23 protein-coding genes are annotated in these 26,367 nt (G+C 72.5%); 16 read left to right on the forward strand and 7 right to left on the reverse strand.

The window, feature by feature from the left end; genetic code table 11:
• Nucleotides 1–4: 4 nt before the first annotated feature.
• From CNQ36_RS25165 to CNQ36_RS25180, 4 genes are all read left to right on the forward strand, one after another.
• Nucleotides 5–1,006 (forward strand): ABC transporter ATP-binding protein, encoded by a 1,002-nt coding sequence (locus CNQ36_RS25165; RefSeq protein ID WP_004925168.1) that lies wholly within the window; start codon nucleotides 5–7, stop codon nucleotides 1,004–1,006.
• On the forward strand, nucleotides 1,003–2,331 hold the full coding sequence (locus CNQ36_RS25170; RefSeq protein WP_121547630.1) for an oligopeptide/dipeptide ABC transporter ATP-binding protein: 1,329 nt from the start codon (nucleotides 1,003–1,005) through the stop codon (nucleotides 2,329–2,331). Before CNQ36_RS25165 ends, CNQ36_RS25170 begins: the two co-directional genes overlap by 4 nt.
• A gap of 128 nt (nucleotides 2,332–2,459) precedes the next feature.
• Complete coding sequence (locus tag CNQ36_RS25175) at nucleotides 2,460–3,116, forward strand: trimeric intracellular cation channel family protein (protein ID WP_121547631.1); 657 nt, start codon at nucleotides 2,460–2,462, stop codon at nucleotides 3,114–3,116.
• A gap of 59 nt (nucleotides 3,117–3,175) precedes the next feature.
• Nucleotides 3,176–4,033, forward strand: a complete 858-nt coding sequence (locus CNQ36_RS25180; protein ID WP_121547632.1) for a thioesterase family protein — start codon at nucleotides 3,176–3,178, stop codon at nucleotides 4,031–4,033.
• A 112-nt stretch (nucleotides 4,034–4,145) separates the two neighbouring features.
• Here the strand turns inward: CNQ36_RS25180 and CNQ36_RS25185 are convergent, their stop codons facing one another.
• Nucleotides 4,146–4,796 (reverse strand): TetR family transcriptional regulator, encoded by a 651-nt coding sequence (locus tag CNQ36_RS25185; protein WP_121547633.1) that lies wholly within the window; start codon nucleotides 4,794–4,796, stop codon nucleotides 4,146–4,148.
• 113 nt (nucleotides 4,797–4,909) lie between these two features.
• Here CNQ36_RS25185 and CNQ36_RS25190 point away from each other — a divergent pair, with 113 nt between their 5' ends.
• From CNQ36_RS25190 to CNQ36_RS25205, 4 genes are all read left to right on the forward strand, one after another.
• A complete protein-coding gene (locus CNQ36_RS25190) occupies nucleotides 4,910–5,077 on the forward strand; it encodes a hypothetical protein (protein ID WP_040906084.1) in 168 nt (55 codons plus the stop codon).
• A 62-nt stretch (nucleotides 5,078–5,139) separates the two neighbouring features.
• On the forward strand, nucleotides 5,140–5,406 hold the full coding sequence (locus CNQ36_RS25195) for a DUF4190 domain-containing protein (RefSeq protein WP_121547634.1): 267 nt from the start codon (nucleotides 5,140–5,142) through the stop codon (nucleotides 5,404–5,406).
• A 69-nt stretch (nucleotides 5,407–5,475) separates the two neighbouring features.
• The gene (locus CNQ36_RS25200; protein WP_004925152.1) at nucleotides 5,476–6,645 is read left to right on the forward strand and encodes a cysteine desulfurase family protein; all 1,170 of its coding nucleotides are present in this window, start codon (nucleotides 5,476–5,478) and stop codon (nucleotides 6,643–6,645) included.
• 78 nt (nucleotides 6,646–6,723) lie between these two features.
• Nucleotides 6,724–7,302, forward strand: coding sequence for a hypothetical protein (locus CNQ36_RS25205; RefSeq protein ID WP_121547635.1), 579 nt, complete (start codon nucleotides 6,724–6,726; stop codon nucleotides 7,300–7,302).
• A gap of 13 nt (nucleotides 7,303–7,315) precedes the next feature.
• Here CNQ36_RS25205 and CNQ36_RS25210 read toward each other — a convergent pair whose 3' ends face one another.
• Nucleotides 7,316–8,017, reverse strand: coding sequence for an N-acetylmuramoyl-L-alanine amidase (locus CNQ36_RS25210; RefSeq protein ID WP_121547636.1), 702 nt, complete (start codon nucleotides 8,015–8,017; stop codon nucleotides 7,316–7,318).
• Between the two features lie 60 nt (nucleotides 8,018–8,077).
• Between CNQ36_RS25210 and mnmA the strand changes: the two genes are divergently transcribed.
• Entirely contained in the window at nucleotides 8,078–9,211 is a 1,134-nt protein-coding gene (gene mnmA / locus CNQ36_RS25215) for a tRNA 2-thiouridine(34) synthase MnmA (protein WP_004925136.1), read from the forward strand.
• A gap of 183 nt (nucleotides 9,212–9,394) precedes the next feature.
• Here mnmA and CNQ36_RS25220 read toward each other — a convergent pair whose 3' ends face one another.
• Together CNQ36_RS25220 and CNQ36_RS25225 are read right to left on the reverse strand one after the other, a co-directional pair.
• Nucleotides 9,395–10,174: an alpha/beta fold hydrolase gene (locus tag CNQ36_RS25220; RefSeq protein ID WP_121547637.1), complete on the reverse strand. Its 780-nt coding sequence runs from the start codon at nucleotides 10,172–10,174 to the stop codon at nucleotides 9,395–9,397.
• 53 nt (nucleotides 10,175–10,227) lie between these two features.
• Nucleotides 10,228–10,554, reverse strand: coding sequence for a DUF427 domain-containing protein (locus CNQ36_RS25225; RefSeq protein ID WP_121547638.1), 327 nt, complete (start codon nucleotides 10,552–10,554; stop codon nucleotides 10,228–10,230).
• 88 nt (nucleotides 10,555–10,642) lie between these two features.
• Between CNQ36_RS25225 and fxsT the strand changes: the two genes are divergently transcribed.
• A complete protein-coding gene (gene fxsT, locus CNQ36_RS25230; RefSeq protein ID WP_121547639.1) occupies nucleotides 10,643–13,846 on the forward strand; it encodes an FxSxx-COOH system tetratricopeptide repeat protein in 3,204 nt (1,067 codons plus the stop codon).
• Nucleotides 13,847–13,896: 50 nt separating this feature from the next.
• Here the strand turns inward: fxsT and CNQ36_RS25235 are convergent, their stop codons facing one another.
• Nucleotides 13,897–15,222 (reverse strand): cation:proton antiporter, encoded by a 1,326-nt coding sequence (locus CNQ36_RS25235; protein ID WP_121547640.1) that lies wholly within the window; start codon nucleotides 15,220–15,222, stop codon nucleotides 13,897–13,899.
• Between the two features lie 998 nt (nucleotides 15,223–16,220).
• On the opposite strand from CNQ36_RS25235, the gene CNQ36_RS25245 reads away from it, so the two are divergent.
• From CNQ36_RS25245 to argF, 3 genes are all read left to right on the forward strand, one after another.
• Entirely contained in the window at nucleotides 16,221–17,927 is a 1,707-nt protein-coding gene (locus CNQ36_RS25245; RefSeq protein ID WP_228313072.1) for an HEXXH motif domain-containing protein, read from the forward strand.
• A 66-nt stretch (nucleotides 17,928–17,993) separates the two neighbouring features.
• On the forward strand, nucleotides 17,994–19,220 hold the full coding sequence (locus CNQ36_RS25250; protein ID WP_121547643.1) for an arginine deiminase: 1,227 nt from the start codon (nucleotides 17,994–17,996) through the stop codon (nucleotides 19,218–19,220).
• A gap of 68 nt (nucleotides 19,221–19,288) precedes the next feature.
• Nucleotides 19,289–20,296: an ornithine carbamoyltransferase gene (gene argF, locus CNQ36_RS25255; RefSeq protein WP_121547644.1), complete on the forward strand. Its 1,008-nt coding sequence runs from the start codon at nucleotides 19,289–19,291 to the stop codon at nucleotides 20,294–20,296.
• 15 nt (nucleotides 20,297–20,311) lie between these two features.
• Here the strand turns inward: argF and CNQ36_RS25260 are convergent, their stop codons facing one another.
• Nucleotides 20,312–20,755 (reverse strand): ATP-binding protein, encoded by a 444-nt coding sequence (locus CNQ36_RS25260; protein ID WP_040905960.1) that lies wholly within the window; start codon nucleotides 20,753–20,755, stop codon nucleotides 20,312–20,314.
• A gap of 318 nt (nucleotides 20,756–21,073) precedes the next feature.
• Here CNQ36_RS25260 and CNQ36_RS25265 point away from each other — a divergent pair, with 318 nt between their 5' ends.
• The 3 genes from CNQ36_RS25265 to CNQ36_RS25275 all read left to right on the forward strand — a co-directional run bounded on the left by CNQ36_RS25265 (nucleotide 21,074) and on the right by CNQ36_RS25275 (nucleotide 25,493).
• Nucleotides 21,074–21,901, forward strand: a complete 828-nt coding sequence (locus CNQ36_RS25265) for an enoyl-CoA hydratase family protein (protein WP_121547645.1) — start codon at nucleotides 21,074–21,076, stop codon at nucleotides 21,899–21,901.
• Between the two features lie 4 nt (nucleotides 21,902–21,905).
• Nucleotides 21,906–24,206, forward strand: a complete 2,301-nt coding sequence (locus tag CNQ36_RS25270) for a bifunctional salicylyl-CoA 5-hydroxylase/oxidoreductase (protein WP_121547646.1) — start codon at nucleotides 21,906–21,908, stop codon at nucleotides 24,204–24,206.
• Nucleotides 24,207–24,578: 372 nt separating this feature from the next.
• Complete coding sequence (locus CNQ36_RS25275; RefSeq protein ID WP_121547647.1) at nucleotides 24,579–25,493, forward strand: YceI family protein; 915 nt, start codon at nucleotides 24,579–24,581, stop codon at nucleotides 25,491–25,493.
• A 28-nt stretch (nucleotides 25,494–25,521) separates the two neighbouring features.
• On the opposite strand, the gene CNQ36_RS25280 is transcribed toward CNQ36_RS25275, so the two are convergent.
• Nucleotides 25,522–26,343: a PaaX family transcriptional regulator gene (locus CNQ36_RS25280; protein WP_121547648.1), complete on the reverse strand. Its 822-nt coding sequence runs from the start codon at nucleotides 26,341–26,343 to the stop codon at nucleotides 25,522–25,524.
• Nucleotides 26,344–26,367: the final 24 nt, after the last annotated feature.

Raw genomic sequence — 26,367 nt, forward strand, 5'->3', positions numbered from 1 at the left:
CACCATGTCTCTGCTCACTGTCGACGAACTGACCATCACCTTCGGCGGCCGCGGCCGCAAGGAGTCCCGGGCGGTCGACGGCGTCTCCTTCGAGGTCGACCAGGGCCAGGTCGTGGGCCTGGTCGGCGAGTCCGGCTGCGGAAAGTCCGTCACCTCCCTGGCCCTGATGGGCCTGCTCCCGAGCAAGGGCGTCACCATCGGCGGCCGTGCCGAGTTCGACGGCACGGACCTGTTCACGATGAACGCCTCCGCCCGCCGCGACCTGCGCGGCAGCGAGATGGCGATGATCTTCCAGGACCCGCTGTCCTCGCTCAACCCGGTCGTGCCGATCGGCGTGCAGGTCATCGAGATCCTGGAGCGCCACCGCGGACTGAAGGGCGAGGCCGCCCGCAAGGAGGCCGCCCACCTGCTGGACCGGGTCGGCATCCCCGACCCGACCCGGCGGCTCAAGGAGTACCCGCACCAGCTCTCCGGCGGTATGCGCCAGCGCGCGCTGATCGCCATGGCGGTGGCCTGCGCCCCGCGCATGCTCATCGCCGACGAGCCGACCACGGCCCTCGACGTGACCATCCAGGCCCAGATCCTTGAACTGCTCAAGGAGCTCGTGGACCAGGAGGGCACCGCCCTGCTGATGATCACCCACGACCTCGGCGTGGTCGCCGGCCTCTGCGACCAGGTCAACGTGCTCTACGCGGGCAAGACCGTGGAGTCCGCCGGGCGCCGCGAGCTGTTCGGGCACCCGACCCACCCCTACGCGCACGGACTGCTGGGCTCCATCCCGCGTCTGGACGCTCCCCGGGGCGAACCCCTCACCCCCATCCGGGGCTCCATCAACGACCGCATCGCCTGGGCCGACGGCTGCGCCTTCGCGCCCCGCTGCGACCGGTACGAGATGGGCTGCCTGACCGGCACCCCGCAGCTCACCGAGCCGCGTGCGGCCGGCCACCAGGTGCGGTGCGTCAACCCCGTACTCGACGACGCGAAGGCCGAGGAGGTCACCGCATGAGCCTGCTCGAACTGGACGGCGTCAAGGTCCACTTCCCCATCAAGAAGGGCATCTTCGTCGACCGCACGGTCGGTCACGTCTACGCCGTGGACGGGGTGTCGCTGAAGGTCGAGGCCGGCGAGACCTACGGCCTGGTCGGCGAGTCCGGCTGCGGCAAGACCACCCTCGGGCGGTCCGTGCTGCGGCTGGTGGACATCACCGAGGGTTCCGTCGTCCTCGACGGCACCGACCTGGCGAAGCTGCCGGGCGAGGAGATGCGCCGCTTCCGGCGCCGGCTCCAGATGGTCTTCCAGGACCCGCTGGGCTCGCTCAACCCCCGGCAGAACATCGAGTCCATCCTGTCCGAGGGCATGGTCGCCCACGGCATCGGCAAGGACCAGGAGGAGCGCCGGGAGAAGATCAAGTCGATCCTGGAGAAGGTCGGCCTGCCCTCCAACGCGCTCGCCCGCTACCCGCACGAGTTCTCCGGCGGCCAGCGCCAGCGCATCGGCATCGCCCGCGCGCTGGTCCTCGAACCGGACGTGATCATCTGCGACGAGCCGGTCTCCGCGCTCGACGTGTCGGTCCAGGCCCAGGTCATCAACCTGCTGGACGAGCTCCAGGAGGAGCTCGGCCTGACCTACGTGGTGATCGCCCACGACCTCGCGGTGGTCCGGCACATCTCCGACACGATCGGCGTGATGTACCTGGGCTCGCTGGTCGAGGAGGCGCAGAGCGACGCGCTCTACGCCGAGCCGAAGCACCCGTACACCAAGGCCCTGATGTCGGCGGTGCCGGTGCCGGACCCGGAGGTGGAGGACAAGCGCGAGCGCATCCTGCTCACCGGCGACCTGCCCTCCCCGGCCAACCCGCCCGCCGGCTGCCGCTTCCACACGCGCTGCCCCTGGGCCCAGGCCGAGCGGTGCGCGACCGAGCGGCCGGAACTGCGGGACGTCGGCGGCGGCCACCGGGTGGCCTGCCACTTCGCCGACGAGATCGCGGCCGGGACGCTGAAGCGGACCGCGGGCGAGGTCGTCTCGGCGACCCGCGACGGCGTGGACGACAACCCGACGCCCGACGACTCCGCGACCCCGGCGGTCCCGCAGCAGGCGGCCTCCCCGGAACGGGAGACCACGCCGGAGCCGGCCGAGGCCGCGGCGGAGGGCTCCGAGCCCGCCGCCGAGCCCGCCGAGAAGTCCGACAGCGACGGCAAGGCGGAGAAGACGGACAAGGCGGACGGCGCGGAGGCGGACGGCGCGGAGAAGTCCGACGACGCCGAGCCCGCCCCGAAGGCCGACGACGCGAAGCCCGCCGAGGCGGCCGAGAAGGCCGACAAGGCCGGCTAGCCGACAGCGGCCGGCGGGTCCTCCCCGGAGTCCCTGACCCCGCCCCGCGGGATCAGGGACAGCAAGCTCACACCACCCCTCGCCTTGGTTTGCAAGGCGAGGGGTTCTTGCTGAGTCAGAATGTAAGGGTGCTTCAGCAACTGTTCAGTCCGTCCGTCCTGCACACGCTCGACCTGATCGGCATCTTCGTCTTCGCGATCTCCGGCGCCCTGCTGGCGGTCCGCAAGAACTTCGACGTCTTCGGGATGGCCGTGCTCGCCGAGGTCACCGCCCTCGGCGGAGGGCTCTTCCGCGACCTGGTCATCGGCGCCGTACCGCCCGCCGCCTTCACCGACCTGGGGTACTTCGTCACCCCCCTGCTCGCCACCGTCCTGGTGTTCTTCCTCCACCCGCACGTGGAGCGCATCCAGACCGGCGTCAACGTCTTCGACGCGGCCGGCCTCGGCCTCTTCTGCGTCGTCGGCACGACCAAGGCGTACGACTACGGACTCGGCCTGACCGCCTCCGCCTGTCTGGGCCTGGCCACCGCGGTCGGCGGCGGTGTGCTGCGTGACGTGCTCGCCAACGAGGTGCCCTCGCTGCTGCGCTGGGACCGCGACCTCTACGCCGTCCCCGCCATCGTCGGCGCCGCGATGACCGCGCTGTGCATCCGCTACGACCTGCTGAACCCGGCGACCAGCGGCGTCGCCGTGGTCACGGCCTTCGCGCTGCGGCTGCTCGCGATGCGCTACCACTGGCGGGCTCCCCGCGCCTGGCACCGCCGTTCGACGGTCCGGGAGGAGTAGTTCAGCGGGCCGTAACAACAAAGCTACCGCTTAGTATTATCGTCTTGTACTGTTCAGCCATGCCAGAAGCAGCCTCCGCCCCGTCCACCCGGGCCACCATCGGCGCCGCCGAGTTCGACCGCGACACCGCGGTCACCCCGCGCGAGCCCGGCGTCTACGACATCGACCTCTCCGCCGGCTGGACGATCATCAACGCCGTCAACGGCGGGTATCTCCTGGCCGTCCTGGGCCGCGCGCTCGCGGACGCACTGCCGCACTCCGACCCGTTCACCATCTCCGCGCACTATCTGACCGCCTCGCAGCCGGGCCCGGCGGTCGTGCGCACCGAGACCGTGCGCACCGGACGGACCCTGTCGACCGGCCAGGCGTCGCTGTTCCAGCCCGACGAGGACGGCCAGGAGGTGGAGCGCATCCGCGTCCTCGCCTCCTACGGCGACCTGGACTCCCTTCCCGACGACGTCCGTACGACCGCCAAGCCGCCCGCGATACCGCCGATGGAGCAGTGCTTCGGCCCGGAGGACGGTCCCGCCCCGGTCGACGGCAGCTCCGCGATCACCGAGCGCCTGATGCTCAAGCTCGACCCGTCGACCCTCGGGTGGGCGCTCGGGCAGCCGTCCGGCAAGGGGGAGATGCGGGCCTGGTTCGGCCTCGCCGACGGACGGGACCCCGACCCGTTCGCGCTGCTGCTCGCGGTGGATGCGCTGCCCCCGACCGCCTTCGAGCTGGGCCTGTCCGGCTGGGTTCCCACGGTGGAGCTGACCGCCCACGTCCGCTGCCGCCCGGCCCCCGGCCCGCTGCGCGTCTCGGTCACCACACGCAACCTGGCCGGCGGCTTCCTGGAGGAGGACGCCGAGGTCTGGGACAGCGCCGACCGCCTGGTCGCCCAGTCCCGCCAACTGGCCCGAGCCCGCCTCTGACCGCCTCTGGCCCCCAGCCCGAAGTCAGCCCCTCCGGCGTTTGAGGAGCGGGGGCCCGGGGGCAGCGCCCCCGGTACGGGACGGGTAGGGGCGGCGGGGGCGAGAAAACCCCTCAGACGCCCCCACCCACCCCCTCCAGCCAGTGCTCCCGCCCGATGCCGATCAACCGCAGGCGCCGAGCCGCCACCCGGAACACCCGCTCCCGCGTCCCCGCCTCCGCCGCCCCCTCCGGCACCTCCAGGAACAGCGAAGCGGTCACCAGCATCTGATCCACGTACAGCTGCGCCAGCATCAGCAGATCCTCCTCGCTCCACCCCGCCGACACCGGATCCTCCGCCAGCGCCTCTGCCACCTCCTCGGCGAACAGCGCCAGCTGCTCCCGTATCGCCTCGCGCACCGACCGCACGCCACCGTGCCGCTCCCGGGCGATGAACCGCACATGCGCGGGATGCGCGTCGACATGCCCCGCGATCAGCTCGATCGCGCGCGTGATCCGTTCCTCGCCGTCACCCGTGGCGGACACGATCGTCCGGATCATCGGGTGCAGGCTCCCCAGCGCCTCCTCGACCAGCGCCACCCCCAGGTCCTCCACGGAACGGAAGTGCCGGTAGAAGGCGGTCGGCGCGACCCCGACGGCGCGGGTGACCTCACGCAGGCCCAGGCTGCTCAGGCTCTGCCCTTCGAGCAGCTCCAGCGCCGCGTCCAGCAGCGCCCGCCGGGTCTTCTGCTTCTGGGCCTGCCGGACATTGAGGGTGTGACTCATGCCATGCAGTTAACAACTGTTCTCTGTCATTGGGAAGTCATGGTGCGCGCTAGGCTGGGAACTCAGTGAACAACTGTACCTACAATCGTTCACCGAACCTGGGGGATCCACTCATGCTGTTCCTCGTCGCCACGCTTCTGCTGCTGGGCGTCGCGCTGGGCACCGTCGTCCACGCCCCGCTCTCCTTCACCGTCGTCGCCGGCGCCGTCATCGCCGTATGGCTCGGCGTCTTCGCCCTGCGCGAGCGGCACGGCCGCCGGCACGGCACCTCGGCCCACTGACCGACACCCACCACCCCTTCCCTCTTCTCTCCGATCCCTCCGACCGTGGGAGCCCGATCACCATGCAGCTCACCGCACCCGCCGCCCGGCGCACCGGATTCCACGACGCCGACGGCATGGCCGTCGCGTCCTTCGTCCTGGGCCTGCTGGGCCTGCTCGTCCTCAACGTCTTCCTCGGCCCGACCGCCATCGTGCTGGCGGCCGTGGCGCTGTGGCGCGGCACCACCCGACGCGGCCGCGCCTGCCTGGGGCTCGGACTCGGCGTCGCCGACCTGCTCGTTCTCGCCGCGTTCGTCCAGGCGGACCAGACGATCTCGTGGAGCCTGTGAGCGGGCTCCGCGTCCCGGCCGACCGCGACCCGTGGCCGGTGCACGGAGCCCCGTAGAATCGGCCCCACCATGGCTTACCTCGACCACGCCGCGACCACCCCGATGCTGCCCGAGGCAGTCGAGGCGCTCACCGCGCACCTGGGCGTCACCGGCAACGCCTCCTCCCTCCACGCGGCCGGCCGCCGCGCCCGGCGCACCGTCGAGGAGGCCCGCGAAAGCCTCGCCGAGGCACTCGGCGCCCGCCCCAGCGAGATCGTCCTCACATCCGGCGGCACGGAGGCCGACAACCTCGCGGTGAAGGGCCTGTACTGGTCCCGCCGCGACGCGGACCCGGCCCGCACCCGGGTCCTCGCCAGCCCCGTCGAGCACCACGCCGTCCTCGACGCCGTCCACTGGCTCGGCGAGCACGAGGGCGCCACCGTCGAGTACCTGCCGGTCGACCGGCACGGCCGGGTCCACCCCGAGGCCCTGCGCGAGGCCATCGCCCGCAACCCCGACGACGTCGCCCTCGCCACCGTCATGTGGGCCAACAACGAGATCGGGACCATCCTGCCGATCCGCGAACTGGCCGAGACCGCGGCCGAGTTCGGCATCCCCCTGCACTCCGACGCGGTGCAGGCCTTCGGCCAGGTCCCGGTGGACTTCGCCGCGTCGGGACTCGCCGCCATGACCGTGTCCGGCCACAAGATCGGCGGCCCCTACGGCATCGGCGCACTCCTCCTGGGCCGCGAGCACACCCCCGTCCCCGTACTGCACGGCGGCGGCCAGGAACGCCACGTCCGCTCCGGCACCCTCGACGTCCCCGCCGTCGCCTCCTTCGCGGCCGCCGGACGGCTCGCCGCCGAGCAGCAGGAGTGGTTCGCCCGCGAGATCGGCAGGCTGCGCGACGACCTGGTCGCCGCGGTCCGCGAGGCCGTCCCCGACGCCATCCTCGGCGGCGACCCCGCCCCCGGGGGCCGGCTCCCGGCCAACGCGCACTTCACCTTCCCCGGCTGCGAGGGCGACTCACTGCTGCTCCTCCTGGACGCCCAGGGCATCGAGTGCTCCACCGGCTCCGCCTGCACCGCCGGAGTCGCCCAGCCCAGCCACGTCCTCCTGGCCACCGGCACCGACCCGGACCTGGCCCGCGGCACCCTCCGCTTCTCCCTCGGCCACACCTCCACGGAGGCCGACGTCACAGCCCTCGCCAAGGCCATCGGCCCCGCGGTCCAAAGGGCCCGCGCGGCAGGCCTGACGTAGCCCACCGGCAGGAGCCCGCGCCGGAACGAGCCCGCGAGCACCGGCCGACCACGCATGAGAGCCCCAGGGAAGGAACCCGTGCAGCGCCACACCTACACCCTCGACCGCTGGGAGGACCGTTCCGGCGATCGGCTTGCCTGGACGTTCGGCTATCGGGGCACGGCAGGGGAGTTCGGGCGCATCGAGGTGGTGTACCCGGTGAAGCGACATGGCGACCGTCATGTCACCGAGGTCAGTGGGGACGCCCTGCCCGCCACGTCCTTCGGCGGCTGGGCCTACGGACGGAAGCCCTCGCTCCACATGGGTCAGCTAAGTGTCGGCGGAGCCGGAATCCGCCTCAAGCGCAACCGCTGGGCCCAGACCAGGGCCGGACGGGCCCTGCGGATGCAGGTCGCCGGACGGGAGTACCGCTATCTCGCCACCAGCCGCCGGCACCGTGACCGTGCCCTGATCCGCGACGGCGTGGAGATCCGGACCCGCCGGTACGGCAGTGGTGCGCGGAAGAAGGCCACCTTTACCGTCCTCGGCCCGGCCGACGCCACCGACCTCGCCTTGGCGGCTGTGATGTGCGGCGTCAACACCCGCAATCTCACCCGGGGCGGCGCGGTGCGGGCCTTTCTCAACAGGTCGCTGAACTGGCTCGAGATCTTCCAGTGACGCTCCGGCCCGTCTAGCCGGCCGTGGACGACGGGGAGGTGGAGGGGGTGGGGGTGGGGGCCGTGCGGGCTCGGCGGACCAGTTCCAGGTAGCGGTCCCAGTCCCAGTGGGGGCCCGGGTCGGTGTGGTCCGTGCCCGGGACCTCGACGTGGCCGAGGATGTGCTTCCGGTCGACCGGGAGGTCGTAGCGGGCGCATATGCGGGCCGTGAGACGGGCCGAGGCCTCGTACATCTCGTCCGTGAAGTCCTCGGGCCGGTCCACGAAGCCCGCGTGCTCGATGCCGATGCTGCGCTCGTTGTAGTCGCGGTTGCCCGCGTGGTACGCCACGTCCAGCTCGCGGATCATCTGCGTGACGCGGCCGTCCTGACCGACGATGTAGTGCGCCGCCGCCTTGTGGCCGGGGTCCTGGAACGCCTGCACCGCGCTGTCGAAGCTGCCCTGGGTGACATGCACGATCACCATGTCGACGTGGTAGTCGTCCGGCCGGTCCGCGCGACGCCAGTTGGCGTCCGAAGCGGCCACCCAGCGCGCCCCCGCGTAGTCGACCACGCCCTGCTCACGCGGCTTCTCCACGCCCGGCATGCGCCACCACAGCCGGGCCAGCTCGTCCCGCGCCAGCACCGCCGTGCCCGTCGCGGCGGCGATCCCGCCCACGATCAGGGCACGCCGGCCGATGCGCCGGTCGCCGTCCGCGGATGCTCTGTTCTCCCCCATGTGATCGTGAACGCGTACCCGGCGGCCGTGGTTCCCGCGCCCCCTTACCCTGGAGGGGTTATGACTGAGACCTCGCAGCGCCCCCGCCCCCTCCGCGTCCTGGCCGCCATGTCCGGCGGAGTCGACTCCGCCGTCGCCGCCGCGCGCGCGGCCGAAGCGGGCCACGACGTGACCGGCGTCCACCTCGCGCTCTCCGCGAACCCGCAGTCGTTCCGTACCGGCGCGCGGGGCTGCTGCACCATCGAGGACTCCCGCGACGCCCGCCGCGCCGCCGACGTCATCGGCATCCCCTTCTACGTGTGGGACCTCGCCGACCGCTTCCGGGAGGACGTCGTCGAGGACTTCGTCGCCGAGTACGAGGCCGGCCGCACCCCCAACCCCTGCCTGCGCTGCAACGAGAAGATCAAGTTCGCCGCGCTGCTGGACAAGGCGCTCGCGCTCGGCTTCGACGCGGTCTGCACCGGCCACTACGCCCAGGTGATCCTGCGCGAGGACGGCACCCGCGAACTGCACCGCGCCTCCGACATGGCCAAGGACCAGAGCTACGTCCTCGGCGTCCTCGACGACCGCCAGCTCGCCCACGCGATGTTCCCCCTCGGTGACACCGTCACCACCAAGGAGGAGATCCGCGCGGAGGCCGAGCGGCGCGGACTCGCCGTGGCCAAGAAGCCCGACTCGCACGACATCTGCTTCATCGCCGACGGCGACACCCAGGGCTTCCTCGCCGGCCGTCTCGGCAGGGCCGAGGGCGACATCGTCGACGAGTCCGGCAGCAAGGTCGGCACCCACGAGGGCGCGTACGGCTTCACCATCGGCCAGCGCAAGGGCCTGCGGATCGGCACCCCGGCCCCCGACGGCAAGCCCCGTTACGTCCTGGACATCTCCCCGGTGACCAACACGGTCACGGTCGGTCCCGCGGCCGCCCTCGACGTCACCGCCCTGTCCGCGATCAAGCCCCGCTGGTGCGGCGCCGCACCCAGCGGCCCCGGCACCTATACCGCCCAGCTGCGCGCCCACGGCGGCGAGACCGAGGTGACGGCGGAACTCGTCGACGGCACCCTCGAGGTGTCCTTCACCGAGCCCGTCCGGGGCGTCGCCCCCGGCCAGGCGATCGTGCTGTACGACGGCACCCGCGTGGTCGGCTCGGCGACGATCGCCTCGACGGTGCGGGCGGCGGCGGCCACCGCGAGCTGACGGCCGCCGGCCCCGGCCCGGCTGGAGAACCGCTGCCCCTGGCCGCGGGCGGTCCGGATGACCGAGGACGGCACCGGTCCGTCCGACCACGGCTCCGTCGCCGCGGCGCTCGCCCGGCACGGCGACCTCACTTCACCGGGCAGGGCGACTTCACCGCCCACTTCGCCGGCCGGCGGGCCGTCCTCACCCGCTGAGGAACTCCGCCAGCACCGGGGCCAGCACGTCCGGCTCCACCATGTGGGTCTGGCCCTCCAGGGCGCGGTACGTACCCCGGGGGACGGACTCCGCGATCGCCCGCGCCGCCTCACGCATCCACGCCGGGCTCACGGCCCCCGCGATCGACAGCACCGGCACCGGGATCGACGCCAGCAGCCCGCGCGGGACGCTCCCGTCGCCCATCACGGCGTCGTCGTGGGCGAGGCTCGGCGCCATCGACTCCATGCCGGCCCACATCGGCGACTGCCGAGCGCCCTGGATGACGTCCTCGGCCAGTCCGGTCAGGCGCAGGAAGAGCTCGACCGCGTCCCCGCGCCGGCCCTCGGCGAGCGCCGCCGTCAGCCGCTCGGTGTACCGCGCCCGCTCCCCGAGATCGTCCTCGGACATCGCGTACGGCGTCTCGTACACGGCGACCCGGCGCACCGGCAGACCGCTCGCCGCCGCCCTCAGCGCCAGCGCGCCGCCCGAGGAGACGCCGTACAGCGCGGCCTCGCCGCCCACCGCCTCGATCAGCGCCGCCAGGTCCTCGACCTCGCGCTCCACGGCGTACGGGGCCGTGTCCCCGCTGCCGCCCCGGCCCCGGCGGTCGTAGACGACCACCCGGAACCGCTCCGCGAGGGGCGCGGCCAGCGGTGCCACCGTGGCACCCGTCGACATCGCGCCACTGACGAGAACGACCGGGGAGCCCCGCCCGGCGCTCTCGTAGGCCAGGGACGTGCCGTCGCGCGAAGAGATGTTCTTGTCCATGTCACCCCAGACTGCCGCACCGCGCGGTGTTCGTCGGTGAGGCGGGCGGCGCGTCACCGCTCCACTTCGACCTCGTAGAAGCAGAGGTGGTCCTTGATCCCCGCGACGTCCGGCTTGGGCTCCGGGTACGCCCAGACCAGGTCCGCCGCGTCCGGCAGCGACCAGTACGACGCCGTGCCCTTGAACGGGCAGTACGTGTGGGTCTCCGACGGCGTCAGCAGATCCAGCCGTACGTCCCGCGGCGGGATGTAGTACCGCGGGGGACAGCCGGTCTCGCGCAGCACCAGCGCCCGGTCGCTCTCCGCCAGCACCTGCCCGCCGTGCACCACGCGTACCCGCGCGTCACTGGCCTCGATGGTGATGCGGTGCCCTGTGGTCACGATCGCCCCTCTCCTCGGGTGGCCGACTCGGCGATTACAGCGCACTCTGAAGCGGACTTCTTCCCGAGTGGCAGCCGGAAGGAGAGCCATGGGAGCCGAGGACACCAGCAGGAACCGCCGCGCCCTCACCCATCGGGCCGGCTACGCGCTGCGTCACCCGCGGCGCGTCCCCGCCCACGCCCGCCGTGCGCTGCGCGACGGCTGGCTGCGGCTGCGGCATCCCGGCCACATCGCCTACTACCGCGCGGTGATGGCCTCCGACGCGGCACGCAGCACCGAGGCGGCCGTCGGCCACAGCCCCTCCCGCGAGCAGTGGGCGCGCATCGGCCGGCTGCAGTTCGACTACCTGCTGCGGCACGGGCTGCGGCCCCACCACCGGCTGCTGGAGATCGGCTGCGGCAACCTCCGGGCGGGACGCCACTTCATCGGCCACCTGGAACCCGGCCACTACTACGGCATCGACATCTCCCCGCACATCCTGCTCGCCGCGCAGGAGACCCTCGTACGCGACGGACTGCAGACGAAGATGCCGTACCTGGCGCTCGCCGACGACCTCACCCTCGGCTTCCTGCCGGACGGCCACTTCGACGTCGTCCACGCGCACAGCGTCTTCTCGCACTCGCCCCGGCACGTCATCGAGGAGTGCTTCGCGCACGTCGGCAGGGTGCTGGCGCCCGGCGGGTTCTTCGACTTCACCTTCGACCGCACCGAGGGCGAGGAGCACCAGGTACTGCACGAGGACTTCTACTACCGCACCGAGACCCTGGTGGAACTGGCCGCCGGGCACGGACTCACCGCCCGGTTCATGGTGAACGTTCCGCTGAGGAACACCTCGTTCGTCGGCCGCCAGGCGCTGCTGGGTGCCGTGGAGGCGCAGCTCGAAGCCCAGGACACGGCGGCCGTGCTGCCGCACGCGCTGCACGGTCTCGGCGGCGTGGGCAAGTCCCAGCTGGCCCTGGAGTACATCTACACCCACCAGCGCCGCTACAAGGTGATCTGCTGGATCCCCGCCGAGCGGGAGAGCCTCATCCTGGCCGCGCTCGCCGGTCTCGCGACCCGGCTCGGCGTCGCCCAGCCGGGGCAGGAGGGCACCGCCAACACCTCGGTCCAGGCGGTCCTGGACGCGCTGCGCGCCGGAGAGCCCTACGACGACTGGCTGCTGGTCTTCGACAACGCCGAGGACATCGACGTCGTACGCCAGTACTTCCCGACCAGCGGCCCCGGCAAGGTCATCGTCACCTCCCGGAACCGGTCCTGGGAGCGGGTGGCGACCCCGCTGCCGGTGAGCGTGTTCGAGCGCGAGGAGTCCGTCGAGCTGCTCCAGAAGCGCTCCGCCGACCTCTCCGCCGAAGACGCCGACCGCCTCGCCGAGGCCCTCGGCGACCTGCCGCTCGCGGTGGAGCAGGCGGGTGCCTGGCGCGCCGTCACCGGCATGCTCGTCGACGATTACCTCGCCCTGCTCGCCGAGCGCAGCCCCGAGATCCTCGACCTCGACCCGGCTCCCGACTACCCGGTCTCCGTGGCCGCCGCCTGGGACATCTCGCTGGAGCGGATCAAGGAGAACAATCCCGGCGCCCGCCAGCTCCTCGACATCTGCGCCAGCATGGCCCCCGAGCCCATCCCGCGCTCGATGCTGCGCGGCGGCCGGGGCATCAGCATCACGCCCGAGGTGGACCCGCTGCTGCGGGAGTCGATCAAGCTCAACCGGGCCGTCCGCGACCTCAACCAGTTCTCCCTGGTCAAGACGGACCCCCGGACCGACACCCTGCAGATGCACCGCCTGCTGCAGACGGTGCTCCTCGCCAAGCTCGACCCCGACGAGCGCAAGCGCATGAGGGACGCCGCCCACCAGCTGCTCTCCGGCGCCAAGCCGGGCCACTACGCCTCGTCCCGCGAATGGCCCGCCTACCAGGCGCTGCTGCCGCACATCCTCACCTCCCGGGCGGTCACCAGCTCCGACACCTATGTGCGGGAACTCGTGTCCGACACGGTGCTCTTCCTCTACTACTGGGGCAACCACGAAGGGGCTGCGGACCTCGCGCGGCAGGCATGGAGCTCCTGGCTCGCGGAGTCCGGTGAGGAGGACATCCACGTCATCCGCATCACGAAGACCTTCGCCTTCGTCCTGCGCCAGATCGGTCAGATCGGCGAGGCCATCCCGCTGACCGAGAAGGCCCTGGAAGTGTCAAGGCGAATCAACGCCGACCCCGAGGACCTCATCGACTCCCTCTGCGAGATGTCCGACGCCCGTCGTTACCAGGGCCGGTTCGCGGAGGCCCGGGACCTCGGCCGGGAGGCCACCGAGCTGGCGCGCGGCATGTTCGGCGGGGAGGACCCGATCACCCTGCGGGCCACCCACAGCTGGGGGGTCGACCTACGGCTGTGCGGGCAGTTCGCCGAGGCGTTGCCCATGGACCGGGAGAACGCCCGACAGCGCGAGCACATGTTCGGTCCCAACAACTCCCTCACGCTCAACACCCTCAATGGCCTCTCCATCGACATGCGGGAGAGCGGCGACTACCCGGGCGCCCGGGAATACCAGAGGGATGTCTACTCCAGGGCCCGTGACGCCATGGGCGAACAGCACCCGCTCACCCTGCGCGTGGCTCGCAACCTCGCGGTCTGCCTGCGCCGGGACGGCGCGCTCGACGAGGCACTGAAGCTCTCCGAGGAGACCCTCGCCCGCTTCGTCGCCCGCTACGGGCCCGTTCACCCCGACTCACTCTCCACGGCGATCAACCTCGCCGTCGACCGGCGCCTCGCCGGAGGGTCCCAAAACCTCGACAAGTCCCGCGAGCTGGGCGAGGAGACCGCGCGGCGCTACGCGTCCTTGTTCGGCGAAGACCACGCCTACACCTTGCTCACCAAGGCGAATCTCGCAGCCACTCTGCGGATGCTGGGCGCTCTGGACCACGCCGCGGAAGTGGAGGACGACGCGTCTCGCAGACTGGTGGCCACACTGGGCCCCGAGCACGTGACGACGCTGACCGTCGACATCGGCAGGGCCAACACCGCCTACGCACGACTGGACTTCGACCGTGCATACGAGGTCGACGAGGCCACCCTGACGGCGCTCACCGTGACCGCCGGCGCGGAGCACCCGCTGACCCTGTCCTGCACCGCGAACCTCGCCCTGGACCTGCGCGGTCTCGGCCGGGGGGCTGAGGCGGACCAGATGCGGCGAAAGGCTGTGGAGGGCTTCGCCCGCGTGGTCCGTGCCGACCACCCCTGGCTGGAGGCGGCCCGGCTGGGCCGCCGTATCGAGTGCGACATCGCTCCCCTGCCGCTGTAGCAGTCGACGCGAACGGCCGGGGCGGCACAGTTGCCGCCCCGGCCGGATGTTCAGCCCAGATCCGTCACCGGAGCGCCGCGCGAGTCGTCCCGCCCGGTGGGTGGAAGAGGCAGGTCGGCCCGGTCTTGTGTCCCTCCGGGTGGACGGCGTTGGGCCATGCGACGGACCAGGATCAGGAGCGGCTGGGTGAATAGAGTCGTGGCCAGGGCCATGAAGACCAGGACGCTGTAGAGCCGGTCGCTCAGCAGGCCCGCCTGCAGGCCGGCGTTGAGTGCGATCAGCTCGGTGAGCCCCCGGGCGCTCATCAGGATGCCGACGGTGTGGGCGTCGTAGCGGCCCAGGCCGCCCAGCCGGGCCGCCACCGTGCCGCTGCCGATCTTCGTCACCGTGGCCAGCGCGGTCACCACCAGTACGGCGATCCATCCCGTGACGCCCATGCCGTTCAGCACGACGGCCTGGCCCGAGACCACGAAGAAGAACGGCAGCAGCAGCGAGCTGACGTCGTGCAGGGGACGGAGCAGATCGGGGTCGAGCCGGTCGTCCGGCTCGCGGGGTGTCACCACGCCCGCCAGCAGCGCGCCGAAGATCACGTGCAGACCGAGGGAGTGCGTGACCCAGGCGGACCCGAGGGCGAAGCCGATCAGCAGCGCCATCCGCAGCGAGGGCTCCAGGTGCGTGCGCCACAGCAGCCGGCGCAGCAGCGGCCGGGCCGCGAGGAGCATCACGGCGACGAAACCGGCCGCGAGCGCCACCCGCCACCCCCAGCCGAGCGCCTGGTCGCCGCCGTTCTCCAGCAGCGCCCCGGCCAGCACGGTCCAGCAGACCACGTCGAGCAGGCCGGCGGCCGAGACCGCCACCACGCCGGGCACCGTGCGGGCCAGTCCGTTCTCCCGCACTATGGCCGTCAGTACGGGGACGGCGGTGACGGACAGGGCGATCCCGGCGAACAGCACCATCGACGGGGAGGGGGCGCGCGGCATGCCGAGGCCGTGCAGCTGGTCCCAGAACAGCAGCGCGCCGCCGCTGCCGACCGCCATCGGCACCACGAACGAGGCCGCCGCCACCCCCACCGCCGTGCGCGCCCGGTCGCCCAGCAGCTTGAGGTCCAGCTCGTAGCCCACCGCGAAGAGGAACACCACCAGGGAGAACTGCGCGAAGCCGGTCAGGGCCGTGCCGATCTCCTGGGGGAACAGCATGTCGTACGCGTCGGGCGCCATGCTGCCGAGGAGGGAGGGACCCAGCGCTATCCCCGCCGTCAGCTGGCCGACGATGTACGGCTGCCGAAGCTTGCGAGCCGCCCAGCCCGCCGCGTGCGCGGCCACCAGGATCAGGGCCGAGGCCCCCACGAAGTGCGCGATCAGAGCGTCAGGGCTCATGAGTCCCCCTGTGGTCCTGTTGTTCGGCCGACCGAATGTCCGCCGAGGGTCATCGCACGCTTTGGCGAAGTCAACTCAGCCAGAATAGAGGCTATCTGACGGTGTATCGGATCATGTGCACGTGCTCGCCCCGAGTCACAGGATGCACGCGGGTAGCGGTCGAGCACGGCCGTGTACAGGGGTGCGTCGGGCTGCACCTCCGTGCTGCCGTGCGCCGTCGACGCGCTCTCAGGGTGCCGCGAAGGTACGCCGCCTCGCGGGCCGTCATTCCGGAGGGATTGTTTCCGGCCGTGCGGGGCGCCGCACGGCCCTCGAGGCAGTGCGGCGCGTTCTGCGGTGCCGATGGTTCGGCAGCACGGCCGTGTGCGCACCGGGACGTTGCTGACCGGGAGCCGGTGGCCGGGTGCATGCTGCGGAACTCCGTCTCGTCGCAGCGTGATGTGCGTGAACGGTCTTCTCCGCTCTCACCGTTCCAGGGCGGCACAGGGCGGTGCGGCCGGTCGACGTGCTCCTCGGCGGCGCTGCTTCCGCATGCACTTCTCAAGTAGGAGGAGAATCGGATGAGTTGATCGGTTCTGTCAGGTGTTCACGCAATCGATGATGATCGGATGGCGTGATCGTACGGTTTTCGATGCGGGAATCAATGGCCATGATGGATGCAAAGGACACGGGGCATTGCGTGCCACCGTGCGAGAAGGGGGACGCACCTTGCATCAGCCGCCCGCTCAGCGCAACGCCGAAGCCGCCGCCCGGAAGCCGGCCCTCGCGGCGGGGGCTCCTGTCCGGGAGTCGGACCTGGCCGATCTTGCGGCGCTGCCCCTGTCCGCTGTGGACGGCCTCGCCCCCCTCGGTCCCGGCACCCGTCTTCTCACAGAGGTCCTCCGCTCCCGCGGCGGCATCCGGGGCGGCGGCGATCCGCCCCGGGCCGAATAGCAGTCCTGCCGCGCAAAGTGCCCCCACCGGGCCCCCGCATGCCCGCCCACCGACCGGAGGTCCCGGTGACGAACAGCGAGCGCCCCCGCCCGTTCCGCATGCCCGAACCCCTCTTCGCGGAACTGGCCGCCGGCGGCGGCTCCGCACGGGCCCTGGCCTTCCTCGATCAGGGCGAACGGGCGCGCCGGCTGCTGCTGCTCCGCACCGTGCTGCAGGAGATCCGGGACCTGCCCACCCCGCTGAGCCCCGCCCCCGAGGCCTGGCGGGTGTTCAAGGAGGCGGCGGAGCGGGCGCCGGAACCGGTGGAAGGGCTGCTGCTCGCCCCGACGACCGGCGCGTGGATCGCGCACACCCTGCGCCGGATCCACGGCACCGCGACCGGGCCGCACCTGTGGGCGGAGGCGGCCAGGCTGAACACCCTGGCGGTGGCCGCCTCGCTGCGCGCCGGCACGGAGGCGTCCCTGCGCGTTCCGCTGGAGGACGGCGCGCTGTCCCTGCCGGGGCTGGGACTGGCCAGGCTGCCGGACGGGGCGGCGGGCCTGTCGGCGGCGACGGCGAGCACCCGCGCCGGTGAGCTGACCCTGACCGGCCAGGGGCGCGACGGCCGGCGCTCGGTCCTGACCTGCCGCCCCGCCTCCGTCCCGGTGGACGGGGCGCCGCCGGCGGACGACCCCCGCTGGCTTCCCCTCCGTACCCTCACGGTCGGCTCCGCCGCCGTGCCGCTGGAGGACCTGGACCCCTACCGCGACCTCGACGGCCCGGTGCCGCCCGCCCGGCTGGACGCCGACGAGGCCGTGGCCTGGCAGCGGCTGTTCGACGAGGCCGTGGCCGTCCTCGCGACCGCGCAGGGGCCGGGGCCCGGACGGCTCGACCCCGCGGTGATCCGCGCCGTGGTCCCGTGGGCCCGCACCGGCCTGCTGCCGCCTCCGCCACCCGACGTCCGCGTGTCGGCGTCCAGCGGCGACTCCTTCGGCGCGATGGTCATCGCCCGCCCCTCCTCACCGCTGGCCCTGGCCGAGGCGCTGGTCCACGAGTTCCAGCACAGCAAGCTCGCCGCGCTGATCCACCTCTTCCCGCTGCTGCGCGACGACCGCGCCGAGCGCTACTACGCCCCCTGGCGCCCGGATCCGCGCCACCTCACCGGTCTGCTGCACGGCGCCTACGCCTTCACCGGCGTCGCCGGCTTCTGGCGGGACCGGCTGTCCGACCCGGAGCACGGCGAGACGGCCGCCTACCACTTCGCGCTGCGCCGCACCCAGAGCCGTCTCGTGGTGCGCACCCTCCTCACCAGCGGCCGCCTCACGGAGGCCGGGCAGGCCCTGGTCGGCGGTCTCGCCCGGACCCTCGACGCCTGGCTGCGCGAGCCCGTGCCCCCGGCCGCCCTTTCCCGCGCCCGCACCGCAGCCGCCCTGCACCGCACCGAATGGCGGCTGCGCAACGTCGCCCCCGCCCCCGAGGGGCACTCGGTGCCATCCGACGGCGACACACCGCCGGACGTCCTCCGCTTCCGGCCCGACCGCGCCCCCTGGCCGGACGTCCGCACCCACGCCTTCTCGGTCCCGCCCGCCGGCCCCCGCACCCCGGACGAACAGCTCGCCGCCGGCAACGCCGCCGCCGCGCTCACCGGGTACGACGACGGCCTTTCCCGGGAGCCAGGCGACCCGCACCTCCTGGCCGGGTGGATCGTCGCCCGCGCGGCGCTTGCCCGGGACCCCGGGGCGCGCCGGCTGCTGGCCCGGCCCGAGCTGATCCGGCCGGCGCCCGGCCGCTGACGGAAGCCGGACCGCGGATGTGCCGGACCGGGGGTGAACCCGCCCCCGGGTGGTCAGGATGGAGGCATGACCTACCACGTCGACTCCGAGGCCGGCCGGCTCCGCCGCGTCATCCTGCACCGGCCCGATCTCGAGCTCAAAAGGCTCACCCCCAGCAACAAGGACGCCCTGCTCTTCGACGACGTGCTCTGGGTGCGCCGGGCGCGCGCCGAGCACGACGGATTCGCCGACGTCCTGCGCGACCGCGGGGTCACCGTCCACCTCTTCGGTGACCTGCTCTCCGAGACGCTGGACATCCCGGCGGCCCGCGCTCTCGTCCTGGACCGGGTCTTCGACGAGAAGGAGTACGGCCCGCTCGCCACCGACCATCTGCGGGCCGCCTTCGAGACCCTTGCGGCGCCCGGGCTCGCCGAGGTGCTGATCGGCGGGATGACCAAGCGGGAGTTCCTGGACGCCCACCCGGAGCCCACCTCCGTGCGCTTCCACGCCATGGAGCTCGACGACTTCCTGCTCGGGCCGCTGCCCAACCACCTCTTCACCCGCGACACCTCCGCCTGGATCTACGACGGTGTCGCCATCAACGCGATGCGGTGGCCGGCCCGGCAGCGCGAGACCGTGCACTTCGAGGCGATCTACCGGCACCACCCGCTGTTCCGCGAGGAGTCCTTCCACGTCTGGTCCGAGGGGCAGGCCGACTACCCGTCCACCATCGAGGGCGGGGACGTGCTGGTCATCGGCAACGGGGCGGTGCTGATCGGGATGAGCGAGCGGACCACCCCGCAGGCGGTGGAGATGCTCGCGCACAAGCTGTTCGCGGCCGGCTCCGCCGAGACCATCGTCGCCCTCGACATGCCGAAGCGGCGCGCCGTCATGCACCTCGACACGGTGATGACGATGGTCGACGGCGACACCTTCACCCAGTACGCCGGCCTGGGCATGCTCCGCTCGTACACCATCGAGCCGGGCGCGGGGGACAAGGAGCTGAAGGTCACCGACCATCCGCCGGAGCACATGCACCGCGCGATCGCGGCCGCGCTGGGGCTCAGTGAGATCCGGGTGCTGACCGCCACCCAGGACGTGCACGCCGCCGAGCGTGAGCAGTGGGACGACGGCTGCAACGTCCTCGCCGTCGAACCGGGCGTGGTCGTCGCTTACGAGCGGAACTCCACCACCAACACGCACCTGCGCAAGCAGGGCATCGAGGTGATAGAGATCCCCGGCAGCGAACTGGGCCGGGGGAGGGGCGGGCCGCGCTGCATGAGCTGTCCCGTCCAGCGGGACGCGGTGCGGTAGGCCGTATAGAAATACAAAACGTCGTATAGACTTCCAAGGGTTCATGTCCCCCATTACTGGAGCGCCCCATGGCGACTGTCCCGACCGCCCTCGCCGGCCGCCACTTCCTCAAGGAGCTGGACTTCACCGCGCAGGAGTTCCTCGGACTGCTGGAGCTGGCCGCCGAACTGAAGGCCGCCAAGCGGGCCGGGACCGAGCAGCGGTACCTGCGGGGCAGGAACGTCGCGCTGATCTTCGAGAAGACCTCGACGCGCACCCGCTGCGCGTTCGAGGTCGCGGCCGCCGACCAGGGCGCCTCGACGACGTACCTCGATCCGTCCGGCTCGCAGATGGGCCACAAGGAGTCGGTGCGGGACACCGCCCGGGTGCTGGGCCGGATGTACGACGGCATCGAGTACCGCGGCGACAGCCAGGACAAGGTGGAGGAGCTCGCGGCGTACGCGGGGGTGCCCGTCTACAACGGGCTCACCGACGACTGGCACCCCACCCAGATGCTCGCCGACGTGCTCACCATGACCGAGCACTGCGCCAAGCCGCTCACCGGGATCGCCTTCGCCTACCTGGGCGACGCCCGCTTCAACATGGGCAACTCCTACCTGGTGACGGCCGCCCTGCTGGGCATGGACGTCCGTGTCGTCGCCCCCAAGGCGTACTGGCCCGCCCAGGAGATCGTCGACCGGGCTTATGAGCTCGCCGCGTCCAGCGGGGCCCGCATCACGCTCACCGAGGAGATCGGCGAGGGCGTCGCGGGCGCGGACTTCGTGGTCACGGACGTCTGGGTCTCCATGGGGGAGCCCAAGGAGGTGTGGGACGAGCGGATCGCCGCCCTCGCCCCGTACGCGGTGACCATGGACGTCCTGCGCGCCACCGGCAACCCGGACGTCAAGTTCCTGCACTGTCTGCCGGCCTTCCACGACCTGGGCACGAAGGTCGGCCGGGAGATCCACGAGACCCACGGCCTGACCTCCCTGGAGGTGACCGACGAGGTGTTCGAGTCGGCGCACTCGGTGGTCTTCGACGAGGCGGAGAACCGTATGCACACGATCAAGGCGGTCCTGGTCGCGACCCTCGCCTGAGGTCCCGCGCCGCGTTCAGACCGGGCGCCGCTGTCCCGGCAGCCGGAACCACACCGCCTTGCCCGACTCGGTGGGGCGGTGGCCGCAGGACGAGCTCAGGGTGCGGATCAGCAGCAGCCCCCGCCCGTTCTCCTGCCAGGGGTCGGGCATCCCGAGGGACGGGCGGGTGAGCTCACCGGGGGGCTCCGGGTCGGCGTCGTGCACCTCGACCTGGCAGCCGGCCGGCAGCAGCCGCACCACCAGCTCGATCGGCGTGCTCCCCGAGGTGTGCTCCACCGCGTTCGCCACCAGCTCCGCCGTCAGCAGCTCCGCCGTGTCGCAGTCGGCGGCGTGCTCCCGCTCGGCCAGTGCCGTACGGACCAGTGCACGGGCCACCGGCACCGCCGCGGCGGTGTGCGGCAGCGCTACGCGCCAGGAGGTGGAAGCGGCGGGGGGTTCGTGCACGACGGGTCCGTTCATGGAGCGGGTGCTCCTCGCGTTCAGCAGCCCATGGTACGGCGCAGCCGGTACGGCCCCCCGAGGGGGGCGGGGCACCGGCCCCCGTGCCCGGGGGCGCCGTGCCGGGGCCCTCTGCCCCGGCAACGGGCGGCTTACCCAGCTCCACGCCCCGCCTCGCACGCGGGCTCCCGCCGTTACCGGTATGTCGACGAGTCGTGACGGACGGGACGGCGCCCGAACGGCGTATCGCGCACCCGTGACGGAAGTCACGGACAGGTGATAAATTCATCGGACAGAACTCACTGAGCCGCGCAGTGCCCGTCCGAGGAGGCCGCCCTCATGAGTCCCTTCACCGGCTCCGCCGCCCGCACCTCCCGCTGGGAGCATCTGCGCGTCGATCTGGCCGACGGGGTCGCCACCGTCACCCTCGCCCGCCCCGACAAGCTCAACGCGCTCACCTTCGGCGCCTACGCCGATCTGCGCGACCTGCTCGCCGAGCTGGCCCGGGAGCGGGCCGTACGGGCCCTGGTGCTGGCCGGCGAGGGCCGCGGCTTCTGCTCCGGCGGCGACGTCGACGAGATCATCGGCGCCACCCTCGCCATGGACACCGCCGAGCTGCTCGACTTCAACCGGATGACCGGTCAGGTCGTGCGGGCGATCCGGGAGTGCCCGTTCCCGGTGGTCGCCGCGGTCCACGGGGTGGCGGCGGGCGCCGGGGCGGTCCTCGCCCTGGCCGCCGACTTCCGCGTCGCCGACGCGGGCGCCCGCTTCGCCTTCCTCTTCACCCGGGTCGGCCTGTCGGGCGGCGACATGGGCGCGGCCTATCTGCTGCCCCGGGTGGTCGGCCTGGGCCACGCCACCCGGCTGCTCATGCTGGGAGACCCGGTACGGGCACCGGAGGCCGAGCGCATCGGCCTGATCAGCGTGCTGACGGACGAGGGCGACGCCGACGAGGCCGCGCGGGCCCTGGCCCGCCGCCTGGCCGACGGCCCCGCCCTGGCCCACGCCCAGACCAAGGCCCTGCTCACCGCCGAACTGGACATGCCGCTCGCGGCGGCGGTGGAGCTGGACGCCTCCACCCAGGCCCTCCTCATGAACGGCGAGGACTACGCGGAGTTCCACGCGGCCTTCACCGAGAAGCGCACCCCGAAGTGGCGGGGGAGGTGAGCGGATGCCTTCCGCCAGGAGCCAGGGAAACCGCCCCGCGCGCGTGGCGGTCATCGGCGGCGGCCCCGGCGGCCTCTACACCGCCGCGCTGCTGAAACGCCTCGACCCCGACCGGCATATCACCCTCTGGGAACGCAATCCCCCCGACGAGACCTTCGGCTTCGGAGTCGTCCTCTCGGACGAGACCCTCGGCGGCATCGAGCACGCCGACCCCGTCGTCTACGCGGCCCTGCAGCGGGACTTCACCCGCTGGGACGACATCGACATCGTCCACCGGGGCGTCCCGCACACCTCGGGGGGACACGGCTTCGCCGCGCTGGGCAGGCACCGCCTGCTGGAGATCCTGCACGACCGCTGCCGCTCCCTCGGCGTGGAACTCCGCTTCCGGACCGCGGCCCCGGACCCCGCCCGGCTGGCGCGGACGTACGACCTCGTCGTCGCCGCCGACGGAGTCCACAGCACCACCCGGGAGGCCTTCGCGGACGTGTTCCGGCCCCGGATCACCGAGCACCGGTGCCGTTACGTCTGGCTGGCCGCCGACTTCGCCTTCGACGCCTTCCGCTTCGAGATCGCCGAGACCGAGCACGGCGTGATGCAGCTGCACGGCTACCCGTACTCCGCCGACGCCTCCACCGTGATCGTCGAGATGCGCGAGGAGGTGTGGCGCGCGGCCGGGTTCGACGGGACGGACGGGACGGAGTCCGTCGAGCGCTGCGCCAAGATCTTCGCCGACGCGCTCGGCGGACGCCCGCTGAAGTCCAACAACTCGGCCTGGACCACCTTCCGTACGGTGGTCAACGAACGCTGGTCGCACGGCAACGTCGTGCTCCTCGGCGACGCCGCCCACACCGCCCACTTCTCCATCGGCTCCGGCACCAAGCTCGCCGTCGAGGACGCCCTGGCCCTCGCCGCCTGCCTGCGCGAACAGCCCACCGTCGAGACCGCGCTGGCCGCGTACGAGGAGGAACGCCGGCCCGTGGTCGCCTCCACCCAGCGCGCGGCACGGGCCAGCCTGGAGTGGTTCGAGGACCTGTCCCGCCATCTCGCGCAGCCGCCCCGCCAGTTCGCGTTCAACCTGCTCACCCGCAGCCGCCGGGTCACCCACGGCAATCTGCGGCTGCGCGACGCCCGGTTCACCGGGTCCGTGGAGCGGGAGTTCGGCTGCCCGCCCGGTACGCCCCCGATGTTCACCCCGTTCCGGATGCGCGGTCTCACCCTGCGGAACCGGGTCGTCGTCTCGCCCATGGACATGTACTCCGCGCTCGACGGGGTCCCCGGCGACTTCCACCTCGTCCACCTCGGCGCCCGCGCGCTGGGCGGCGCCGGGCTGGTGATGACCGAGATGGTGTGCGTCGGCCCGGAGGGCCGCATCACGCCCGGCTGCGCCGGCCTCTGGACCGGCAGACAGGCCGAGGCGTGGCGGCGGATCACCGACTTCGTGCACGCACAGGCCCCCGGCGCCGCGATCGGCGTGCAGCTCGGGCACAGCGGTCGCAAGGGCTCGACCAAGCGGATGTGGGAAGGCATGGACGAGCCGCTCGACGAGGGCAACTGGCCCCTCGTAGCCGCCTCGCCCCTGCCGTACCGGCCGGGCGGCCAGGTGCCGCGCGCACTGTCCCGGGCGCAGCTCACCGATCTGAGGGAGCAGTTCGCCGCCACCGCCGTGCGGGCCGCGCGGGCCGGTTTCGACCTGCTGGAGCTGCACTGCGCCCACGGCTATCTGCTCTCCGGCTTCCTCTCCCCGCTGACCAACCACCGCACCGACGCCTACGGCGGCTCACCCGAGAAGCGGCTCCGTTTCCCGCTGGAGGTGTTCGACGCGGTGCGCGCGGCGTGGCCCGGTGACCGGCCGATGACCGTCCGCATCTCCGCGACCGACTGGGCGCGGGGCGGCGTCACGGCGGAGGACGCGGTCGCGATCGCCCGTGCCTTCGCCGCGCACGGCGCCGACGCGATCGACGTGTCGACCGGGCAGGTCGTGGCGGAGGAGGAACCGGAGTTCGGGCGCTCGTACCAGACCCCGTTCGCCGACCGGGTGCGGCACGAGGCGGGCGTCCCGGTGATCGCGGTGGGCGCCATCTCCTCCTGGGACGACGTCAACTCCCTGATCCTCGCCGGGCGTACGGACCTGTGCGCACTCGCCCGCCCGCACCTCTACGACCCGCACTGGACGCTGCACGCGGCGGCCGAGCAGGGGTACGAGGGCCCGGGCGTGGTCTGGCCGGCGCCGTACCGGGCGGGCAGCAGGCCTCCGCGCACCGGCCGTACGGACGCGCCCAAGCCCCGGCTCACCCTGGGAGGCTGAGCCCGGTCGCGGCCGGCACCGCCCGCTCCGGGCGAGGTGTGCGGGGAACGTGAGTGAAGCGCGCCGTAACCGTGCATGCTGCATGAATATCGCCACACGCTTCCCGCCGTTCGCCGGAGCGTCACTGCAAAGTGCCGCCCCTCCAAATCCCGACATACGCCCCCATCGTGCGCTCTTCCGGTGGTCCGTCCGGCGTTGACCGGTGCTCGTCAAGGCTCTGGGACCAGCGCCTTTGCCCTCCCGGCGGCTTTAGGATCGATGTCAGACCGTCCCCTCGTACTGATGTCCTGTTCTCCCGGGTCGTTGGCAGCCGCGAACGCGGCGTGGCGTACGGGCCGCGCGGAAACACACATGCGGAAAGGTGAACACCACATGGTCCTCGGACTGCTTCGACGCCTGCGCCCGCACGGCGCCTCCGGCGCCGCCTCGGGCCTCACGGTCCCCCTGCCGGACGGGGCGGGGGCGTTCGGCTGCGAGACCGTCGACGTCCTGGGGCAGCCCCTGGGTGCGGCCGAGGTCACGGTGACCGCTCTCGACAGCCACCGTGTGGTGGCCGGCGGCACCACCGACCCGTACGGCTACTTCATGGCGGCCCTGCCCCCGGGGAGGTACAGCGTGATGGTGGCCGCGGAGGGCCTGACGCCCGTCCGCGAGACCGTCGACATCACCGCCGGGGTGGCTCTCGCCCCCGTGCGCGTGACGCTGCAACCCGGACGCCAACTGGAGCTGCCGCCGCCCGGCACCTGGCTGTTCGACCCTCCGCACACCGCGATCCGGTTCATCGCCAAACACGTGGGCATGGCCCATGTGCACGGCCGCTTCACCCGGTTCGAGGGCGGCATCCGGGTCGCGGAGAACATGGCCGACTCCCAGGTCTCGGTGCGCATCGACGCCTCCAGCCTCACCACGGGCAACCGGACCCGCGACAACCACCTGCGGTCCGCCGACTTCCTCGACGTCGGCAACTACCCGTACATCGACTTCACCAGCACCCGGTTCGCCTACCGCGGCGGCTCCCGGTGGACGCTGCACGGCACCCTCACGATGCACGGCACCAGCCGCTCCGTGGGGCTCGACACCGAGTACCTCGGCACCGTAAACGGCGGCTACGAGCAGGAACTGCGCTGCGCGGCGCTCGCGAAGGCGGAGCTGCACCGCGAGGACTTCACCCTCAACTGGCGTTCCATGCTCGCCCGTGGCATCGCCGTCGTCGGGCCGACGGTCCAGCTGGAGCTGGACGTGCAGGCCATGTACCGCACCCACGACACGCCGACCCCGCCCCAGTGACGGGCGCGCGGGGCGCGGCCCCGGGCCGTCACACGCCCACGAACCGCGCCCCCGCGTCCCGCAGCCGGTCGTGCAGGCCGCGGAAGACGGCCGCCGAGCGGGTGCCCGGCCAGCCGGCGGGGAGCAGGGCGGCGGGCAGTCCGGGGTCGGCGTAGGGGAGATGACGCCAGGAGTCCAGGGCGAGGAGGTAGTCGCGGTAGGCCTCCTCGGGCGGGGTGTCCGTCCGCTCCTCCCAGGCGCGCAGCACCGGCGCGTGCCGGTCCAGGAACGCCTCGTGCTGCCCGGCGATGGCGGTCAGGTCCCACCAGCGCGCGGCCGCCTGAGCGGTTGGCGCGAAGCCGAGGTGCGCGCCGCGGAAGAAGTCGACGTAGGCGTCCAGGCGCAGCCGTTCCAGGGTGTGCCTGGTCTCCTCGTACAGCCGGGCCGGGGCGATCCACACGCCCGGGGCCGCCGTGCCGAAGCCGAGGCCGGACAGCCGTGAGCGCAGGACGTGCCGCTTCTGCCGTTGGGACTCCGGCACGGAGAACACGGCGAGCACCCAGCCCTCGTCCTCCGGCGGATCCGTGGCGTACACCCGCCGGTCGCCGTCGTCGAGCAACTGGCGTGCCTCGGGCGAGAGTTCGTAGCCGGCCGCCCCGAGGGCGGTGCGCGCGGGGACCAGCAGGCCGCGCCGTTTCAGCCGGGACACCGAGGAGCGCACGGACGGGGCGTCCACACCGACCGCGGCCAGCAGCCGGATCAGCTCGGCGACGGGCACCGGGCCCTCCACGGAGCGGCCGTACGCGCCGTAGAGCGTGACGATGAGGGATCTCGGAGCGTGCTGGGCTTGCTGGTCGGACACGTTGATCATCTTAGGTCGTGTGCGCGGGGGTGC

It is taken from the genome of Streptomyces fungicidicus, assembly GCF_003665435.1.
Taxonomy (GTDB): Bacteria; Actinomycetota; Actinomycetes; order Streptomycetales; family Streptomycetaceae; genus Streptomyces; species Streptomyces fungicidicus.